Annotated in this window: 14 protein-coding genes and 1 pseudogene; 8 read left to right on the top strand and 7 right to left on the bottom strand. The window is 70.3% G+C overall.

The genetic code is table 11. From position 1 onward, the window contains the following. Positions 1–54 precede the first annotated feature (54 nt). From ACWCO3_RS03595 to ACWCO3_RS03575, 5 genes are all read right to left on the bottom strand, one after another. On the bottom strand, positions 55–828 hold the full coding sequence (locus tag ACWCO3_RS03595) for a hypothetical protein (RefSeq protein WP_357934007.1): 774 nt from the start codon (positions 826–828) through the stop codon (positions 55–57). Positions 829–998: 170 nt separating this feature from the next. After that, entirely contained in the window at positions 999–3,059 is a 2,061-nt protein-coding gene (locus ACWCO3_RS03590) for a 3-hydroxyacyl-CoA dehydrogenase NAD-binding domain-containing protein (protein WP_145784878.1), read from the bottom strand. Continuing rightward, the gene (locus tag ACWCO3_RS03585) at positions 3,056–4,252 is read right to left on the bottom strand and encodes a thiolase family protein (RefSeq protein ID WP_145784877.1); all 1,197 of its coding nucleotides are present in this window, start codon (positions 4,250–4,252) and stop codon (positions 3,056–3,058) included. Before ACWCO3_RS03585 ends, ACWCO3_RS03590 begins: the two co-directional genes overlap by 4 nt. 174 nt (positions 4,253–4,426) lie before the next feature. Beyond that, complete coding sequence (locus ACWCO3_RS03580; RefSeq protein ID WP_145784876.1) at positions 4,427–5,746, bottom strand: ribonuclease D; 1,320 nt, start codon at positions 5,744–5,746, stop codon at positions 4,427–4,429. 199 nt (positions 5,747–5,945) lie between these two features. Further along, a complete protein-coding gene (locus ACWCO3_RS03575; RefSeq protein ID WP_145784875.1) occupies positions 5,946–6,518 on the bottom strand; it encodes a DUF3000 domain-containing protein in 573 nt (190 codons plus the stop codon). A 137-nt stretch (positions 6,519–6,655) separates the two neighbouring features. On the opposite strand from ACWCO3_RS03575, the gene hemE reads away from it, so the two are divergent. The 5 genes from hemE to ACWCO3_RS03550 all read left to right on the top strand — a co-directional run bounded on the left by hemE (position 6,656) and on the right by ACWCO3_RS03550 (position 11,176). Beyond that, complete coding sequence (hemE, locus tag ACWCO3_RS03570; protein ID WP_358162741.1) at positions 6,656–7,807, top strand: uroporphyrinogen decarboxylase; 1,152 nt, start codon at positions 6,656–6,658, stop codon at positions 7,805–7,807. A 6-nt stretch (positions 7,808–7,813) separates the two neighbouring features. Continuing rightward, the gene (gene hemG, locus ACWCO3_RS03565; RefSeq protein ID WP_450008281.1) at positions 7,814–9,223 is read left to right on the top strand and encodes a protoporphyrinogen oxidase; all 1,410 of its coding nucleotides are present in this window, start codon (positions 7,814–7,816) and stop codon (positions 9,221–9,223) included. Beyond that, the gene (gene hemQ, locus ACWCO3_RS03560) at positions 9,220–9,921 is read left to right on the top strand and encodes a hydrogen peroxide-dependent heme synthase (RefSeq protein ID WP_358048777.1); all 702 of its coding nucleotides are present in this window, start codon (positions 9,220–9,222) and stop codon (positions 9,919–9,921) included. The genes hemG and hemQ overlap by 4 nt, the downstream gene beginning before the upstream one ends. Before the next feature lie 109 nt (positions 9,922–10,030). Continuing rightward, on the top strand, positions 10,031–10,579 hold the full coding sequence (locus ACWCO3_RS03555; protein ID WP_450008278.1) for a helix-turn-helix transcriptional regulator: 549 nt from the start codon (positions 10,031–10,033) through the stop codon (positions 10,577–10,579). A 270-nt stretch (positions 10,580–10,849) separates the two neighbouring features. Further along, positions 10,850–11,176, top strand: coding sequence for a DUF6355 family natural product biosynthesis protein (locus ACWCO3_RS03550; protein WP_167524734.1), 327 nt, complete (start codon positions 10,850–10,852; stop codon positions 11,174–11,176). 595 nt (positions 11,177–11,771) lie between these two features. On the opposite strand, the gene ACWCO3_RS03545 is transcribed toward ACWCO3_RS03550, so the two are convergent. After that, the gene (locus tag ACWCO3_RS03545) at positions 11,772–12,836 is read right to left on the bottom strand and encodes a saccharopine dehydrogenase NADP-binding domain-containing protein (protein WP_450008275.1); all 1,065 of its coding nucleotides are present in this window, start codon (positions 12,834–12,836) and stop codon (positions 11,772–11,774) included. A gap of 103 nt (positions 12,837–12,939) precedes the next feature. Between ACWCO3_RS03545 and ACWCO3_RS03540 the strand changes: the two genes are divergently transcribed. The 3 genes from ACWCO3_RS03540 (at position 12,940) to ACWCO3_RS03530 (ending at position 18,178) form a co-directional block, all read left to right on the top strand. Further along, complete coding sequence (locus tag ACWCO3_RS03540; protein WP_145783424.1) at positions 12,940–13,887, top strand: helix-turn-helix domain-containing protein; 948 nt, start codon at positions 12,940–12,942, stop codon at positions 13,885–13,887. Positions 13,888–14,763: 876 nt separating this feature from the next. Continuing rightward, a complete protein-coding gene (locus ACWCO3_RS03535) occupies positions 14,764–15,015 on the top strand; it encodes a hypothetical protein (RefSeq protein WP_145783422.1) in 252 nt (83 codons plus the stop codon). A gap of 595 nt (positions 15,016–15,610) precedes the next feature. After that, positions 15,611–18,178 (top strand): NucA/NucB deoxyribonuclease domain-containing protein, encoded by a 2,568-nt coding sequence (locus ACWCO3_RS03530; RefSeq protein ID WP_450008273.1) that lies wholly within the window; start codon positions 15,611–15,613, stop codon positions 18,176–18,178. A gap of 344 nt (positions 18,179–18,522) precedes the next feature. Here ACWCO3_RS03530 and ACWCO3_RS03525 read toward each other — a convergent pair. Next, positions 18,523–18,617, bottom strand: a pseudogene (locus ACWCO3_RS03525) (metal-sensing transcriptional repressor); the annotation flags it as partial.

The following is an 18,617-nucleotide window of genomic DNA, read 5'->3' as shown; positions in this document are numbered from 1 at the left end:
GTCGGCACGAGGCCCCGGCCACCCTCGGGTGGTCGGGGCCTCGGTCGTCGACGGTCAGGAGCGCTGCTCGACCTGGCCCCGGATCGTGACGAACTCGGCCTTCGTCTGCTCGGCGGTCTTGTAGTAGATGACCACCATGCCCAGGCTGCCCCGGTCGGCCCACACGCAGACCCCCAGGGGCACGCTCTCGGCCTTGCCGTCGCCGCACTTCGCGTCACCGCCGAGCGGACCAGGATCGACGGTCGCCAGGTTGGTCAGCGTCAGCTCGGTGGAGAGCCCGTTGATCGCGTCGTCCAGCTCCTTCTTCGGGTCCGTCATCAGGCCGGACGCGCCAACGATCATCACGAGGTCCTGCTTGGCCGGGTCGCCGTAGAAGGCGCCGACGGTGCTGGTCTCGTTCTGCACATCCGCCTTCATCTCGGTGACCATCTGGTCGGCGGCCGCCTGCAGGTCCGGCTCCGTGATCTTCGGCCGACCGGCGAGGGTGGCCGGCGCGACCAGCCGGGTCTTGGTGGCGTCGACGACGTCGCCCACGTCGTCCTTGACCGTGAACCAGATGGCCGCCGCGCCGCCGAGGCAGACCACCAGCAGCACGGCCAGCACGATCAGGACGATCTTGCCGACGTTCGACTTCTTCTTCGCCGGCGGCGGGCCCGCGAACTGCTGGGGATCGCCGTACGGCTGACCCGGCTGTGCGGGCGGGAACCCCTGCTGCTGCGGGGGCGGCCAACCACCGGGCTGCTGCGGCTGGCCCGGCTGGCCGGGCTGCTGCGGCGGGTTGGAGGAATCGTGCGGCGGGCCGTAGGGACTGGCCGGCGGCTGGGACATTCAGTCAGCTCCAAGATGGGGGTGCAAAGCGCGTGATCCTAACCCGCTGAGAAGCCCGGCGTTGTCCCTGCTGAAGGCACCTCCAGCCGTGATTGATCACAAACGGTCGCGGTGGCCGGGCCGCCCACGAGGGACGGTCCGACCACCGCGACCGGTGATATTGCAATCGGTCAGGCCGGCAGGCTCGCCGCCCCGCGCGGCAGGAACCGCTGACCGGTGACCCGCTCGGACGTGCCGGTGCGGTCCAGGTACGGCGTGACACCACCCAGGTGGAACGGCCAACCGGCGCCCAGGATCATGCACAGGTCGATGTCCTGCGCCTCGGCGACCACACCCTCGTCCAGCATCAGCCGGATCTCCTGGGCGAGTGCGTCCAGCGCGTTCTGTCGTACCTGCTCGGCGGTCAACGGCTGGTCACCGACGACGAGCAGCTTGGCCACCTCGTCGTTGACCTGGTCGTCGACCACGATCGGCTGCCCCGAGTCGGCGATCCGCTTGAGGTTCTCGCTGACCCCGAACCGGTCCGGGTACGCGGCGTGCAGCGTGCCGCCCACGTGGTACGCGACGGCCGGCCCGACCAGTTGGAGCAGGGCGAGCGGGCGCATCGGCAGACCCAGCGGGTCCAGGGCGCTGTTCGCCACGTCCAGCGGCGTGCCCTGGTCGACGGCGGCGAAGACGGTGCCCAGGAACCGGGTGAGCAGGCGGTTCACCACGAACGCCGGGGCGTCCTTCACCAGCACGCTCGACTTCTTGAGCTGCTTGCCTACCGCGAACGCGGTCGCGAGCGTGACGTCGTCGGTGCGCTCACCCCGGACGATCTCCAACAGCGGCAGCACCGCCACCGGGTTGAAGAAGTGGAAGCCGACCACCCGCTCCGGGTGCTCCAGTTCGGCGGCCATCTCGGTGATCGACAGCGAACTGGTGTTGGTGGCGAGCACCGCCTCCGGGGAGACGATCTTCTCCAGTTCGGCCCAGACCTGCTTCTTGACGCCCAGGTCTTCGAAGACCGCCTCGATGACGAAGTCGGCGTCCGCGAAGGCGGTCTTGTCGACCGAGCCGCTGACCAGCCCGTACAGCTTGGCGGCGGTGCCCTTGTCCATCCGGCCCTTGGTGACGGCCTTCTCGATCTGGGTGTGCACGTAGCCGACGCCCTTGTCCACCCGGGACTGGTCGAGGTCGGTCATCACCACCGGCACCTGGAGGCGGCGGGCGAACAGCAGCGCCAACTGGCTGGCCATCAGGCCTGCGCCGACGATGCCGACCTTGGTGATCGTGCGGGCGAGGCCCTTGTCCGGGGCGCCGGCCGGCCGCTTGGCCCGCCGCTGCACCAGGTCGAACGCGTACAGGCCGCTGCGCAGCTCCTCGGAGAAGACCAGGTCCGCGAGGGCCTCGTCCTCGGCGGCGGTGCCGGTCGCGAAGTCCGCGTCCTTCGCCGTCTCCAGCAGGTCCAGAGCCTTGTACGCAGCCGGGACCGCGCCGTGCAACCGCTGGTTGAGGGTCTCGCGGGCGAAGTAGAGCACGCCCGCCCACATGTCCTTGTCGACCTCGGGCCGGGTCACCGTGACCTGACCCCGGACCACCCCGGCGGCCCATTCGAGGGACCGCTCCAGGAAGTCGGCCGGCTCCAGCAGCACGTCCGCGATGCCCAGCTCGGCGGCCTGCTTCGGCTTGAGCATCTTGTTCTGCATCAGCGGGTTCTGGATGATGACCTGAGTGGCGGCGGGGATGCCGATCAGGTTCGGCAGCAGCTGCGTGCCGCCCCAGCCCGGCACCAGACCGAGGGAGACCTCGGGCAGCGCCAGGGCCGCGGCCCCACCGGAGAGCGTCCGGTAGTGGCAGTGCAGGGCCAACTCCAGGCCGCCGCCCATCGCCGCGCCGTTGACGAACGCGAACGTGGGCACGGTGCTGTCCTTGAGTCGGGCGAAGACCCGGTGGCCGAGCCGGCCGATCTCCAGCGCCTGTGCCCGGTCGGCCAGCTGCGGCAGACCGACGATGTCCGCGCCCACACAGAAGATGTACGGCTTGCCGGTCACCGCGATGAACGCCGGGTCGGCGGCGAGCGCGGCGGTGATCGCCTCGTCGAGGCTGGCCAACCCGCCGGGGCCGAAGGTGTTCGGCTTGGTGTGGTCGAAGCCGTTGTCCAGGGTGATCAGGGCAGCGGGCCGGTCCAGGCCGGGCACGTTCACCTGGCGCAGCAGCGCACGGGTGACGACCTCGTTCGGTGCCTTCACTTGTCGCCACCTTCCCAGTTCGGGTTCTCCCAGATGACAGTGCCGCCCATGCCGATGCCGATGCACATCGCGGTGAGGCCGTAGCGGACCTCGGGGTGCTCGGCGAACTGGCGGGCCAACTGCGTCATCAGCCGCACGCCGGACGAGGCGAGGGGGTGACCGATGGCGATCGCGCCGCCCCACGGGTTGACCCGCGCGTCATCGTCGGCGATGCCGAAATGGTCGAGGAACGCGAGCACCTGCACGGCGAACGCCTCGTTCAGCTCGAACAGGCCGATGTCGTCGATGGTGAGCCCGGCGAGGCGGAGCGCCTTCTCGGTGGACGGGATCGGGCCGACACCCATCACCTCCGGCTCCACCCCGACGAACCCGAACGACACCAGCCGCATGGCGATCGGCAGCCCCAGCTCGCGGGCGGTGGCCTCGTCGGCGAGCAGGCTCGCGGTGGCGCCGTCGTTCAGGCCGGCGGCGTTGCCCGCGGTCACCTTGCCGTGCGGGCGGAACGGGGTCTTGAGGGTGCCGAGCTTCTCCAGCGAGGTGTCCCGCGGGGCCTCGTCCACGGTGGCCAGGCCCCAGCCGCCCTCCGCGTCGCGGATCGACATCGGCACCAGGTCGTCCTGGAGCTTGCCGTTGGCGTACGCCTTGGCGGTCTTCTGCTGCGAGGCGAGCGCGAACGCGTCGGTGCGTGCCTTGGTGATGTGCGGGACCAGGTCGTGCAGGTTCTCCGCGGTGGCGCCCATGACCAGCGCGGACGGGTCGACCAGCTTCTCCGCGACGATGCGCGGGTTGGGGTCGACGCCCTCGCCCATTGGGTGACGGCCCATGTGCTCGACGCCGCCGGCGATGGCGACGTCGTACGCGCCCATCGCGATGCCGCTGGCCACAGTGGTGACCGCTGTCATCGCGCCGGCGCACATCCGGTCGATGGCGAAGCCGGGAACGGTCTTGGGCAGGCCGGCCAGCAGCGCGGCGGTGCGGCCGATGGTGAGGCCCTGGTCGCCGATCTGGGTGGTGGCCGCGACGGCGACCTCCTCGACGCGCTCCGGGGGCAGCTGCGGGTTGCGTCGCAGCAGCTCACGGATGCAGCGGATCACCAGGTCGTCGGCGCGGGTGTTGGCGTACATGCCACCCGCCTTGCCGAACGGGGTACGGACGCCGTCGACGAAGACGACATCCCGAACTTCACGGGGCACTTGAGCCTCCTTCTCGACCACCATTCGGCCTCGCGCCGCTGGGCGGCGCTCCGGACTGAACGAGGGTCGGCCAACACGGGCATGTTCCCCCGAATGCTACTCGCCAGTAACCAACCCGTCCCGACCCCCCGCTGTGGCCCACCCCACACCGTGACCCCTGGGAGCCCGCACCCCCTAGGGAGTGGGGTCCAGGGCCTCGGTCAGGTCACGGATGAGGAGACCGATCTGCCACTCCCGGGCGTTGAGACCGCGCAGGGTCTCCGCGACCGACTCCTCGGTCACCACCTCGGGTGGGGTCCAGGCCAACCGGCGAACCGAATCCGGCGTGATCAGGTTTTCCGGCGGCAGGTTGTGCTCGCCGGCGATGCGGATGACCACCTCCCGGCACCGGGCCAGCCGGCCGGCGGCCACCGGGTCCCGCTCGGCCCAGCGGTGCGGTGGGGGCGGGCCCTCGACAGTGGGGGAGACCGGCAGCGAATCCTCCGCTAGCTGCCGGGCGTCGTCGAGAGCGGCGAGCCAGGTGCGGGCCAGCCGACGCACCGACCGCCCGCCGAAGCCGGGCAGGGTCAGCAGGGTCTTCTCGTCCTTCGGGTCCAACTCCGCAGCGGCGATGATCGCCGAGTCGGGCAACACCCGACCGGGGGCGGCATCCCGCCGGGCCGCGATCTGGTCCCGGGCGTACCACATCGAGCGCACCCGGGCCTGGGCCCGCGCCCCGCGCAGCCGGTGGATGCCGGATGTGCGCCGCCACGGCTCCGCGCGCACCCGCGGCGGGCGCGCCCCGGTGCGGACCAGCGCGGCGAACTCCTCCGCGGCCCAGGCCGACTTGCCCTGCCGGGTCAACTCGGCGTCGAGCGCGTCGCGCAGGTCGGTGAGCAGCTCCACGTCGAGAGCGGCGTACGTCAACCACGACTCGGGCAGCGGCCGGCTCGACCAGTCGGCGGCCGAATGGTGCTTCTCCAGCGTGAACCCGAGCAACTGCTCGGTGAGCGCCGCCAGCCCGACCCGCTCGAAACCGGCCAGCCGGGCAGCCAGCTCGGTGTCGAACAGCCGGCGTGGGCGCAGCCCCACCTCGGCCAGGCAGGGCAGGTCCTGGCTGGCCGCGTGGAGCACCCACTCGGCCTCGCCGATCGCGGCGTCCAGCGTGCTGAGGTCCGGCAGCGGCAGCGGGTCGATCAGCGCGGTGCCCGCACCGGCGCGGCGGAGCTGCACCAGGTACGCGCGTTGGCTGTAGCGGTAACCGGAGGCCCGCTCGGCGTCCAGGGCGACCGGGCCGGTGCCGCCTGCGAAGCGGGCCACCACCTCGGCGAGCTCGGCCGGGGCGGCCACTGGTTCGGGAGTGCCGTCACGCGGGGCGGTCAGCGGAACGGGCCCACCGTCGGCCGGGTTGGCGCCCTCGCCCACCAGCTGCGGCTGGGCCGACGGCGGGTGCTCGGGTGCGTTTCCCGGAAGGTCTTCGGCGGGCCGACGGCGCAGGGGTGGTTCGTCGGTCACCTGCCAACCCTAGTGCGCGTGGAGATCGAGCGGGTGCAGCCGGTCCGGCGTGTGTCGATCACGTGTCCAGAGGATGTCCGAGCGCACCCGTTCCGGTGCAGTCGATCATGCAGTTGTGGTGTCCCACAAAAGCCGCGCCGAGGAGCAATCCACCCACCACAACTCCATGATCGACCCCTCGAAGGGGTGGGGGGTGGGGTCAGGCCGCGCCGGCGGGGCGGCGGTCGGACAGGGCTGTCACACCGGGTGGGGGGAGGCCGGCCGTGTCGGCGAGGAGCGCGCACCAGCCGAGCAGGTGTGCGGTGAGGTCGTCGTTGACCGGCGTCCAGGAGGCGCGGATCTCGATGTCACCGACGGTCGGTGGGCCGGCGAGGTCGCCGAACCGGGTCGACATGGTCTGCGTGACGGTGCCGCCGATCGCCCGGTGGCCGGCGTCCTGGGCGTCCAACGCGTCGGTCAGCCACGTCCAGCCGACCCCGGGCAGCAGCGGGTCGGCGGCCAGGTCGACCTCCAACTCGGCGGTCACGTAGGTGACCAACCGCAGGGTGCCCTGCCACGCCTCGTGCCCGGCCGGGTCGTGCAGCAGGATCAGCCGCCCGGTCGCGACCTCGTCGCCGTCGCGCAGCACTGTCGCGGCGAGCGCGAACGCGTACGGGGCGAGTCGTTGGGGCGCCCCGACCTCCTCAAGAGTGATCTCCGGGCGGGGCGTCGCCGATCGCAGCCCGGCGACCGCGCGGGCGAACGCTTCCGGGAGCGCGATCGGGGGGGCCATGTCGGCAGCCTATGCCGCCGTCCGTCGCCCGCTTCGACGGCGCGCCGACGCTCATGAAGGGCACCGGGGGTAAGGAACGGTGCCCTTCCTCTCACCCCCACCCGGTTTCCGGTGGTGGGCGTGGCACGATTGCGGCGATGACCACGGACACCACGGGCACTGTCGCCCGAGACGGAGAATCCCGCCCCGGCGGACCGGCCGACTCGCCCTTCATCAGGGCCTGCCGACGCCGACCCGGGCCGCACACCCCGGTCTGGTTCATGCGCCAGGCCGGCCGCTCCCTGCCGGAGTACCGGGAGATCCGGGCGACCGTGCCGATGCTGGAGTCGTGCCGCCGTCCGGACCTGGTCACCGAGATCACCCTCCAGCCGGTGCGTCGGCACGGCGTGGACGCGGCCATCCTGTTCAGCGACATCGTGGTGCCGGTGGCCGCGGCGGGGGTCGACCTGGACATCGTGCCGGGCACCGGCCCGGTCGTCGCCGAGCCGATCCGCACCGCCGCCGACGTGCAGCGGATCCGCCTGATCACCCGCGAGGACGTGTCGTACGTCGACGAGGCCGTCCGGCAGTTGGTGGCCGAGCTGGGCGACACCCCGCTGATCGGTTTCGCCGGCGCGCCGTTCACCCTGGCCAGCTACCTGGTCGAGGGCGGTCCGTCGCGGACCCACGCGAAGACCAAGGCCCTGATGTACGGCAACCCGGAGCTGTGGCACGCGCTCTGCGGCCGGCTGGCCGAGGTGACGCTGGCCTTCCTGCGGGTGCAGATCGACGCGGGCGTGTCGGCCGTGCAGCTCTTCGACTCGTGGGCGGGCGCGCTCTCCGAGGCCGACTACCGCCGTTTCGTGCTGCCGCACTCGACCGCCGTGCTGAGCGGGCTCGCCAACGACTACTCCGGGTCGGTGCGCGGCGACAGACGCGCCGAGCCGGAGCGGTCGCCCGCCGGGGTGCCCCGGATCCACTTCGGGGTGGGCACCGCCGAGTTGCTCGGCGCGATGGGCGAGGCCGGCGCGGACGTGGTCGGCGTCGACTGGCGTACCCCGCTGGACGTGGCCACCGGTCGGATCGGCCCGGACAAGGCGGTGCAGGGCAACCTGGACCCGACAGTGCTGCTCGCGCCGTGGCCGGTGGTCGAGACCGAGGTGCGTCGGATCCTGGAGCAGGGCAAGGCGGCCCCCGGGCACGTGTTCAACCTCGGCCACGGGGTGCTGCCGGAGACCGACCCGGAGGTGCTGACCCGGGTGGTCGCGCTGGTGCACGAGGTGTCCAGCCGCCGGGCCGACCAGGGCTGACCGGCGATGCGGCGGCCCTGGCGGGTGGCGGTGGTCGGCGGCGGGATCGCCGGGCTGGCCGCCGCGGTCCGCCTGCGCGACGGCGCGCCGGCCGACACCGAGATCACTCTGTACGAGCAGTCCGGCGCGTTGGGCGGCAAGCTGCGTACCGGTGAGGTGGCCGGCCAGCCGGTGGAGTTCGGCGCGGAGTCGTTCCTGATGCGCGACCCGACGGGCGCCGAGAGCGCGGCGGTGGCCCTGATCCGCCGGCTCGGGCTGGCCGAGAAGATCGTGCACCCCACCGTGGGGCAGGCCGCGCTCGTGGTCGACGGGGGGCTGCGCCCCATCCCGGGCGGCACGCTGGTGGGCGTACCCGGGGATCTGGATCGGGTGACCACTGTCGCCCGCCCGCTCGCGGACGCCGACACCGACGGTGGTCGGCCGCTGATCGGGCCCGACGCGGACGTGTCGGTGGGTGCGCTGGTCCGGTCCCGCTTCGGCGACGAGGTGGTCGAGCGGCTGGTCGACCCGATGCTCGGCGGTGTGTACGCGGGCCGCGCCGACGACCTGTCCCTGGTCACCACGATGCCGGCGCTGGCTCGCACGGCCCGGGTGGAGCACACCCTGACCGGCGCGGTCCGGGCCGCCCAAGCCGCTGCGCCACGGGCACCCGGCACTCCCGTCTTCGGCACCCTGGTCGGTGGGCTGAGCAGCCTGGTCGAGGCAGCGGCGGCAGCCAGCGGCGCGACGATCCGGCGCGACGCGGCGGTGCGCGAGGTGACCCCGGCCGGCTCCGGCTGGCGGCTCACCGTCGGCCCGACCCGCGATCCCGAGTTCGTCGACGTGGACGCCGTGGTGTTGGCGGTGCCGGCCCGGCCGGCGGCGCGGTTGCTCGCCGGCCCGGCCCCGGAGGCCGCCGCAGCCGTCGGGGAACTGGACTACGCGAGCGTCGCGTTGGTGACCCTGGCGGTGCCGCAGCCCCGACTGCCCGAGCTGTCCGGCTTCCTGGTGCCCAGCACCGAGGGCCTGCTGACCAAGGCCGCCACGTTCTTCACCACCAAGTGGGGGCACCTGCGCCGGCCGGACGGCATGGCGTTGCTGCGCGCCTCGGTCGGCCGGTACGGCGAGGAGGCGCACCTGCAACGCCCCGACGCGGACCTCGCGGCCACCGTGCACCGGGAGTTGTCGGCGGTGCTCGGCACCCCGCTGCCCGCCCCGGTCGACGGACACGTGCAGCGGTGGGGCGGGGCGCTGCCCCAGTACGCCCCGGGGCACGCCGGCCGGGTCGGCGCCGCACGCGCGGCGTTGCGGGCCGCGTACCCCACAGTGGTCCTCGCGGGCGCCGGTTACGACGGCGTCGGCATCCCGGTCTGCGTCCGCTCCGGCGAGACCGCGGCCGAGGAGATCATCACAGCACTGGGAGGATCGGCGAGATGACCGAGCAGACCAACGCGGCCCGGTTGCGGGAGCTGAACGACAGCATCCGCTACACCATGTGGTCGGTGTTCCGGGCCAACAGCCCGCTGCCGTCGCTGCGGGACAACGTCACCGGCGAGGTCGTCGCCCTCTTCGACGAGCTGGCCGGCAAGGACGTGGTGGTCCGGGGCGTGTACGACCTCTCCGGTCTGCGCGCCGACGCGGACGTGATGATCTGGTGGCACTCGGCGTCCAGCGACGCGTTGCAGGACGCGTACCTGCGGTTCCGCCGCACCACGCTGGGTCGGGCGATGACCCCGGTCTGGTCGCAGATGGCGTTGCACCGTCCGGCGGAGTTCAACAAGAGCCACATCCCGGCGTTCCTGGCCGGCGAGGAGGCCCGCCCCTACATCTGCGTGTACCCGTTCGTCCGCTCGTACGAGTGGTACCTGCTGCCCGACGCCGAGCGGCGCGAGATGCTCGCCGAGCACGGGAAGATGGCCCGGGGCTATCCCGACGTACGGGCCAACACGGTGGCCTCGTTCGCGCTGGGCGACTACGAGTGGATGCTCGCCTTCGAGGCCGACGAGCTGCACCGGATCGTGGACCTGATGCGGGACCTGCGCGCGTCCTCCGCCCGCAGGCACGTCCGGGAAGAGGTCCCGTTCTACACGGGCCGCCGCCGCTCGGTGGCGGAGATCGTCAACTGCCTGGTCTGAGTCCCGCCGTCCGGCGCCGCACCCCCGCCCGGGCACCCCGGATGCGCCAGTTAGTCAGCTGCTGCTCCTGCGCTTCCCGCGCTCGTTACTGCCGTTGCCCCCTCGGGAGTTGCGGCGCCTGAGCGCAGTTCGCATCCCTGGCGCCCAAGGCATCGGCGCGTTATCTTCACAATTCCTGCTGCGCCTTGCCCGGCACATGGACGAACTTAGTCCGTTGGACGCCGCCCGGCTGTCCACCCTCACCATTGACGTGTTGACAGCGGCACTGGCCAACGCGCTGGACGTCCAAAGCGCGGTGCCCTCCCACACCCAACGGCGAGCGTTGATGGCTCAGATCCACGCCTTCGTCCGAGAGAATCTGGGCGATCCGCGCCTGACACCGGACGCGATCGCCGCAGCGCATCACATCTCGTTGCGATACCTGCACAAGCTGTTTCACGAGGAAGGGCGCACGGTCGCCGGCTGGGTCCGCGAGCGTCGCCTGGAGCAGTGCCGACGCGACCTCGCCAACCCCCAACTAGGCGCGCGCCCGATCCACACGATCGCCGCCCAGTGGGGGTTCACCAGCCCGGCGCACTTCAGCCAGGCGTTCCGCAGCGCCTACGGCCTTTCGCCACGCCAGTTCCGCGAGCAGTGCGCGAGAGTACGCGCAGACTAAAGACTTGTGCGCTTACCAGTAACGACAGACCCGGCTGTGGCCTGCACTCTTATCTTAGAAAGTCCGCTCAGTCAGGATTGAATCTGATTCCGCCTTACGGAAGAAGGTTCACTTGAGCGTGTTCCATCGGTCCGTGTTTTCGCGATGGAAGGAGCGCGAGGAAGTACATCGATCATTTCATGCAGCCAGCAGCATCATCTAGGCCGCAGCGGCGGCTGACAGGAGACCATTGTGAAAATGTGGTACAGAACGGCGTTTCGGATCTCGGCAGTGACCACGATCCTCGGCGCACTCACCCTGTCCGGGACCGTGGCACAGGCAAGTCCGGGCGCCGGCTCCCGCCTGTCCCAACCCGAAACCACCGCGGTTTCGGAGCAGGCCAAGCCCGGCAGCGAGGACGTCGCCGTGCAGGTTTGCGGCTACTACGAAGACGCGGTGACGGCCTGGTACAACCACTGCGGGAACACCCATGTGATCATCTACGTCGACGCGACGTGGCCCCGCAACGACTGGACCTGGTGCATCGGCCCGGGAACGTGGGACATCGGCGGCGCGAACGCCGTATCCAACGCCTGGTACTCGGGTCAAACTTGTTGAACCGCCAGCCAAGCGCTGCGCGATTCTCCACCTGCGTTCGGTGGTTGCGGATCAGGTCAGCGAGGCAAATGAGGGTGCGGTCGGACAGGGGAATCGCGGCAGGGTAGGACAACAGCGAGGCTTCCGGTTGGGGCATCGGATCTTGGTCGACTGCTGCCTTACCGGGAGCCTCGCCCTACGTCGATCCCTGCCCCCACCCCACCGCCGTGACCAGCCCCGTCACGATGAAAAGGGCTCAACGAACGACCTGCAGGACGGTCCGTCTCAGCCTGGCCGCAGCAGCCGCGTGAGCCCTGGTTCGGGGAGCAGGTGGGGAGCAACAGGGTGCCCTGAACGGCCCTCAACCGCACCGGATGGCGCGCAACTGCACCCACCCCTGCCTGCGGCTTCGGGTTTTTGCAGGTCAGAGTGGGTACGGCGGAGTGCTCCCCGGTTCGAGGCACCGGTCGACGGCGCTCTATGCCGGCCGGACCGGAAGATCCGCCGTTTTCCGGCCCTGGCCCGGATGGTGGCGCATTGGTGGTGGCCACTGCCGCCGCAGTCGCTGTGCGCAGCCGGTAGCTGAGGCGGCAGTTGCCGATGCGGTGCCCGAACGCTACCCCGTCGAGATGGGCGACCGGCTACGAACGTCCGCCGGGCGGTACACCGTGAGGTGCGCGGAGAGGGCGTCGAGGAAGTCCACGGCGTCGAAGGCCGCGCCCGCGGAGACGACACCTGTCGTCCGGGTACGCCCGGTGCGGATGCGGTCGACGGCCTCCACCGCGAGCGGCGCGCTGACGGCGTAGATGTCCTGACCGCTGGCGGCCAGTCGGCGTTCCGTGCCGCCGGACCGGACGACGACGTCGACGACGAACGTCTGCGCGGAGCGGCCCCGCTCGTCGACGGCAGTCGGCGCGGTGGGTTCGAGAGATCCCAGGTCTGCGGCCGCCTGGGTGGTCATGTAGGTGCGGACCTCGGGCACGGCCAAGTGGCTGGGGATGGTGACGACGTCGGCCATGGTGAACTCGCCGAGCACAGGCCGCGGGCCGAGCGGTGCGGGGAAGGGCCACTCCAGGGTGGGTGGCGCGTCGTCGTGGTGGCGCAACCGTCCGCCGGTGAAGCGGAGGCGGCGGCCACCGCGCCGCCGGGTCGAGACCGCACCCGAGGCCAGCGTGCCACCGGTGGGGTGCCAGCTCGTCAGGCCGTACGCGACATGCACCTCGTCCGCGGCCGTCCAGTCGCCCATCGCGGCGGTGGCCAGTAGGTCACCGAGGCCGCCGAAGAAGGCCATCGCGGGCACCACCAGGGTGCCTGCGGCGCGGGCGCGCTCGGCGTGGTGCGCGAAGGTGTCGAGGTTCGCCTCGATCTCCGCCGCCACGTCGACGTAGGGGATACCGGCGCGTAGGGCTGCCTCGACCACCGGGCCGGCGGTCAAGGCGAACGGCCCGGCGGCGTTGATCACGGCGTGCGCGCCGTCGAGGGCCCGGTCGAGCGAGGCCGGATCGTCGACCGACGCCGGTCGTGCCTCGGTATGCGGATGGTCCTGGGCCAGCGCCAGCAGCCGGTCCCGATCCCGGCCGAGCAGCAGCGGGACCAGCCCGCGCCTGCGCAGCTCGGCCACCACGAACCGCCCGGTGTGCCCGTACGCGCCGTAGACCGCGATGTTCCCGACCGTCGCCATGTCCAGCTCCCCGTGCCTCGAAGTGATCCACTGCCTGAGATCCTGGTCGGGCCGGATGATCGCCACCAGTGTCCGGAAGGACGCGCCCCATACAATTCCCGACATGGCTGTCGTCCCGCGCTCCGTCGCCATCGCCGCCACCGACGGGATGCTCCACTTCGAACTGGCCCTGGCCTACGAGGTCTTCGGCTCACCGCCCGACGCCGTCCCCGGTCCCTGGTACGACGTGAAGGTCTGCGGCAGGAGGTCGGTGCGGGTCGGCCGGTTCCTGCTGGAGCCGGACGGCGACCTGGCCGACCTGGCCCGCGCCGGCACGGTGATCGTCCCCGCGCTCGCGGACGTCGACGCCGACCCGCCGGCCGACCTCGTCGCGGCGGTAGGCGTAGCCCACCGGGCGGGCGCTCGGGTCGTCTCCCTGTGCACCGGGGTGTTCGTGCTCGCCGCCGCCGGGCTGCTGGACGGCCTGCGGGCGACCACGCACTGGGCACACACCGGGCAACTGGCCGCGCGTCATCCCCGGGTGACGGTCGACCCGGACGTGCTCTACGTCGACAACGGCGAGGTGCTGACCTCGGCGGGCAAGGCCGCGGCGATGGACCTCTGCCTGCACCTGGTGCGGCGTGACCATGGCGCGGCGGTGGCCAACATCGTCGCCCGTCGCCTCGTGGTGCCGCCGCACCGAGCGGGCGGCCAGGCCCAGTTCGTCACCACGCCAGTGCCGGTCCGGGACGACCATCCGCTGGCCGATCTGATCCCGTGGGTGATGCGGCAGTTGGACCAGCCGCTCACCGTGGCTGACCTGGCCCGGCAGGCGAACCTCAGCGCCCGCCACCTGACCCGGCAGTTCCACGCGGTCACCGGCACCACCCCGCTGCAGTGGCTGCTGACCCAGCGGATCCGGCGCGCGCAGGAGATGCTCGAGACCACCGACGACAGCGTGGACGCGATCGCGGCGGCCGCTGGCATGGGCACCGCGACGACACTGCGCCGCCACTTCCAACGCTCGGTCGGCGTGCCGCCGGACACCTACCGCCGCACGTTCAGGCTATGACCGTCACCGGTACGCCGGATGGGGCGGTCGGCGGAGAAAATGATCTCGCCGTCGTCCTTGTGCCGCCAATCCATGCTGGTCTCGTCGCGATCGCCGCGGGTGGTACGCCAGATCCGGCCCGACCAACCGGAGCCGATCGTCGTTAGAGCGGTAGCGCGGGTGACGGTCCCGACCGCTGCGGCCCGCTGCTAGATCGTCTCGATCCCGATGACGGTCGTCGGTTGTTCGCCCCGCAGGGCGAACTGGTCTGGGCCAGCACCTGACGCGATTGACGTCGTGGCACCCCGGATTGGTCTTCCCGCTCTGCCCGTCGTCGACTGGTCCGACGGTGACGAGGAACCACCTCGAGGCGTGCGCTGGAAACCCTCACCCTTGGCGCGATGTCCTCCTCTGGTTCCGCCGACCACGGGCCGTCGGCTCCGCCCTCGTCGGCCGGAACTGGCCCGCCGGCATCCGTAGGGGGTGCGGTTGCTGCGTCGGAGGCTGGTGACCTCTTCGGCATCCACGAAGTGCTCTCTCGGAGCACTGTTCGTTCGTGCTGGAGCGCGGTGACGCACGCCAGTTGCAGCACTCGGCACATCCCGCAATTTCACCCACTCGATAGCCATGGCCAGCTCTCAGGTCGTCAAGGCCTGCCTTTGCCTGGTGTCGAGACGCGACTGTTTGTCGATCAGCAGCATGAGAGACACGCGTACGGCTTCGATGGCCTGGCTAGGCTCCGTGTGACAGGGCCGTACCCGCGCTTCGCCCATCGGGCCAGTCCCGTGCGCGGGGAAGGCAGCCATCAATGCTCGCCTCGGCCCGGTACCCTCGGGCCTTGTGATATCCGACCTGGCGGACGTCGTAGCGGCGTGTGGGTCCGCGATCGCGGTTGTCGTGACGGTCGTATTCGCGGTACGCCAACTGCGCTCGGCGCAGACCGCCAACCAGACCCTCGTTGCGATCGAGCTACTGACCCGAGACCGATCCAGCGACGAGTTCATACGCGCCGAGGACTTCGTCCTCAACGAGCTTGCCGGCCGCCACCCGCCACCCGGTATCAGCGTCAGCACCCTACCGCTCGAGGCCCGCCACCACGTGGTCGGGTCTGCTGCACCGATAGGTGACAGTTTTAGTCACGCTGCCTGACTGGCAGGTGGGGTCATGATGATCTCGTACTCGATAGGGGTCAACAGGCAGATCAACGAACACGAGCCGAACTCGATCCGCCTACTGCCGTTGCAGTAAATCGGTGGTGTCGTCGCCCCAAACGTGGGCCCCTGCGTCGACACCGCCGTCGGGTCGCAATCCCGATAATCCATTGAAGACAAAGACAGCCTTCGATAGCGTCTCGAGCAGCGTACGACGGGGGCTTCGACGGCTGACTGCCGTCGCTGCACGTACGGATCGAAGAACGGTATGCCCCTTTCGGTCTCGCTCGCGGTGGTTGCTGCACGGGAGGGAGAAGTGAGGCGCGGCATGCCGGCGTAGTCGCCGCATATCGGCGTTCGAAAAGGATGTACGCCGCTGATGCGACAGCGACGGTGTCGCCTTCGCCCTCATCCCCCTCGGCCAGGTCTCGCGGACGCGCGAGCCGGGCACCTCAGCACACGCCGCTGCCACATGTCCGCCGGCACGATGTTGCAGGGAGAGTGGTATGCCGCGATTCTTTGCGCCACCGAGAGACAACCTCAGGCAAATTTCCAGAAGCCGCCGCAGCGTCTTCGTACGCCGGTTCGCTGTGGTGACAGCGGCCGGCGTGGCGTTCGGCCTGCCGGTGCCAGGTCAGGCGTTCGCCGAGCCCGGCCCGTCATCGACCACCGCGGAACGTTCCGCACCGACGCCGGTACGGAAGAACGGGCACAAGAACAGCGCCATGATCGACGGCGACTCCGGCGTCGTCGACGCGACGGCTGGCGCGGCTGCCGACGGCGGATCTGTGCCGCCGCGAAAGCAACCGAGCGGAGTGCCGTTCACTCAGAAGCAGCTGGGCGACCGTGCCAAGACGCGGGCGATTGCCGAGAAGCAACGGAGCTTCGTCGAATCGTCCACCCTGGACCGCCAGCCCAGAGCGACAACGGCCGCGGCGCCCGGCATCGACCTGCCGACGAGTCCCCTCGAAGGGGATCAGAACGAGTGTTTGAACGCAGCCGGTGCCGACTCGGACTACGGTCGAGTCCACAACCGGTTCCTGTACTGCCTGAAGAGCGACACGAGTGTCACCTACTGGGAGGTCGACAACAAGGGCAACCCGGTCGAGGAGGTCGGGACCAGCAAAATCAACTTCCTGGTCATGGCGTACGGGAGCAAGCAAAGTCGCAGCATTCGAGTGTTCCTCAAGACGATCGAGGACTCGGCCGACTACGACTGGGGTCCGATCGACAACATCACCAAGGCCCCCAAGCAGCACCTCGTCGTGGACGTGCGGTGCATCAACAACGTGTTGGACGACACCCGCTGCGTCCTCGGCGGCTACGCGGTGTCCAAGACGTTCAGCGACTGGGATGACGGTCCCGACTGGGTCTCCTGGGACATCACCTCCACCAAGCCCGCGCAGTCCGAGAGCGACGTCGACTACAAATGGCTGCACGAGTGGCAGATCACGTTCCAGGGCGGGGCGGAGGACGAGTACAAGACGATCGTGCCAGGCCACACCGCGTCACGATCGATGCGGTGCGACTCGGCGGCGTACTTCAACAGGCCGAAGCAACCCGAGGCGTGCATCTTCAACGACGTCGTTCCTCACCTGCAGTACTCCACCCAGGACAAGGGTCCGAAACCCACTGACGGAGTCGCCGAGGTGGCAGTGCACATCCGAGAAGCCCAGGACACCCCCAACGCGACGTACCCGCTCGTCAGTCCCCAGCGCGACAAGAGGATCCCGGGCAAGTTCACGGGCAGCCGCAACGATCCGCCGTTGCACCGTATCCCCAACGCGGATCCGCAGTACAAGGAGAACGGCGTCCACAAGAACGCCGCGTGCTACGGGAATGGAACGGAGCGCGACAACTACATCGGGCTCGGCCTGCCCACACCGCCGGACACCAGCTATCAGGACTGTGACGAGTACCCGTTCGCCAGCACGAGCGAAGGCGCCGCGAGCACGACCTGGGACTTCTCGGTGAAGGCGGTGAACCTCTCGCAGAACCGCCGTGCGGGTCGTCGTCTGGGTGAGTACTTCAGCAGCGACCGCATCCTGCAGTACGACCGCGACGCCTTCTACGTCAACATCACGGACACCCCGGTGTACGACCCGGGCAACGACAATGTCGTCGACGCCGGCCCGGACGTATCCGGCACGGAAGGCTCGATGATCCACCTGGCCGGTGCCGCCGACGCGGCCGAGGAGGGCTCGGTGCGCTGGAGCGTACGGCCGGTGTCCGGCACCGACGCCGGCGCGACCTGCACCTTCCAAGATGCCGAGGCGCCCGACACGTACATCACCTGCCAGGACGACGGGGTGTTCGAGGCCACCCTCACCTCCGACGACGGAATCGACGCCGCCCGCAGCGACACCGCGCTGATCACGGTGGGCAACGCCCCGCCGGTGCTACAACTCAGCGGGCCGAGGCCGTGGCAGCTGTTCAGGGTGAACACCCCGGTCGACCTGGCCGCTACCTTCACCGACTCCGGGGCGAACGACACCCATACCTGTGCCATCAACTGGGACGATTCCCGCAGCGACTCGTTCGGGGCGGCCGACAACTGCAACCGATCGCACATCTTCACCCGAGCCGGCATGTTCACCATCGGCGTGACCGTTACCGACGACGACGGCGCGTCCGACTCCGCAACTGTCATGATCATCGTCTATGACCCGCACGCGGGGTTCGTCAACGCCGACGGTTCCGTGGCCGCTCCGGCCGGATCGTTGACGACGACACCCGGCGCCTCCGGGGAAGCCTGGTTCCATCTCGCCGCCAGGTACTACGCGCCGAACGACACTGTGCCCGTGGGTGACGCCCGGACCTGGCTCACCGGGACCGGCTTCCGATTCGACACCTCCGGAGGCGACGGTTTGGACTGGCTGGTGGTCACGCCGGACGGGAAGATGGCGGCGAAGGGCCGGGGTACGGTCGACGGCCAGGCCGGCTACGGCTTCGTCTTCTACGGTTATGACGGATGCGACAACGGCGGCGCTCCGGGCTGCCGACCAGGACCGGACCAGTTCCGCATGGTCGTCTGGACCGGCGGGCCGAACAGCTATCCCACCGCCGCCACCACATTCGACACCAGCCGAGGCGCCGATTACGACGTCGACGCGGCCGGACCGAAGACCACAATCTCGGGGCGGGTGAACATCCAAAAATGATCACGGGGGGTGCGGCGGCTGCCGTCGCCGCACCCCGCTACGGAGGTACATTGACCGGCATGGCAGTGCCACTCGCGGTCCATCGCGCGTCGGTCTGGGTGCAACACGGTCAGGTGCTGGTCAGCGACGCGGAAGACGGCGACCTGGCAGGGCTCGACGACTCGTGGGACGACGCAGTCGAATCCGGGCACTTCGTGGGCACCGCCGACGGCATCGTGAACATCGTGACTCCCCGCGCGGACAGCAGCGGCACACCATTCACCGTCGAGGAATGGGCCGACGAGCCGCCGGATGACCGACACGACTGGGATCACGAAGTCGACATCGACATCGACGTGCCGAGTGCCCTCGGCCGCCCCTTCGTGCATGCAGTGCCGGGCGTGCCCGTCGAGCAGCCCGAGCGCCACCTTGTCGAGGGCGGCCTGGATCGCGGATATCT

The sequence above is a fragment of the Micromonospora sp. NPDC002411 genome, assembly GCF_053592955.1.
Note: the sequence above shows the minus strand (reverse complement) of the source record. Positions and strands in the feature narration are given on the sequence as shown.

Excerpts from the sequence above, each read along its gene's own strand:
- hemE (WP_358162741.1), top strand. The coding sequence starts at position 6,656 with ATGACCACGGACACCACGGGCACTGTCGCCCGAGACGGAGAATCCCGC.
- ACWCO3_RS03575 (WP_145784875.1), bottom strand. The coding sequence starts at position 6,518 with ATGGCCCCCCCGATCGCGCTCCCGGAAGCGTTCGCCCGCGCGGTCGCC.
- ACWCO3_RS03540 (WP_145783424.1), top strand. The coding sequence starts at position 12,940 with ATGGCTGTCGTCCCGCGCTCCGTCGCCATCGCCGCCACCGACGGGATG.
- ACWCO3_RS03595 (WP_357934007.1), bottom strand. The coding sequence starts at position 828 with ATGTCCCAGCCGCCGGCCAGTCCCTACGGCCCGCCGCACGATTCCTCC.
- hemQ (WP_358048777.1), top strand. The coding sequence starts at position 9,220 with ATGACCGAGCAGACCAACGCGGCCCGGTTGCGGGAGCTGAACGACAGC.
- hemG (WP_450008281.1), top strand. The coding sequence starts at position 7,814 with ATGCGGCGGCCCTGGCGGGTGGCGGTGGTCGGCGGCGGGATCGCCGGG.
- ACWCO3_RS03545 (WP_450008275.1), bottom strand. The coding sequence starts at position 12,836 with ATGGCGACGGTCGGGAACATCGCGGTCTACGGCGCGTACGGGCACACC.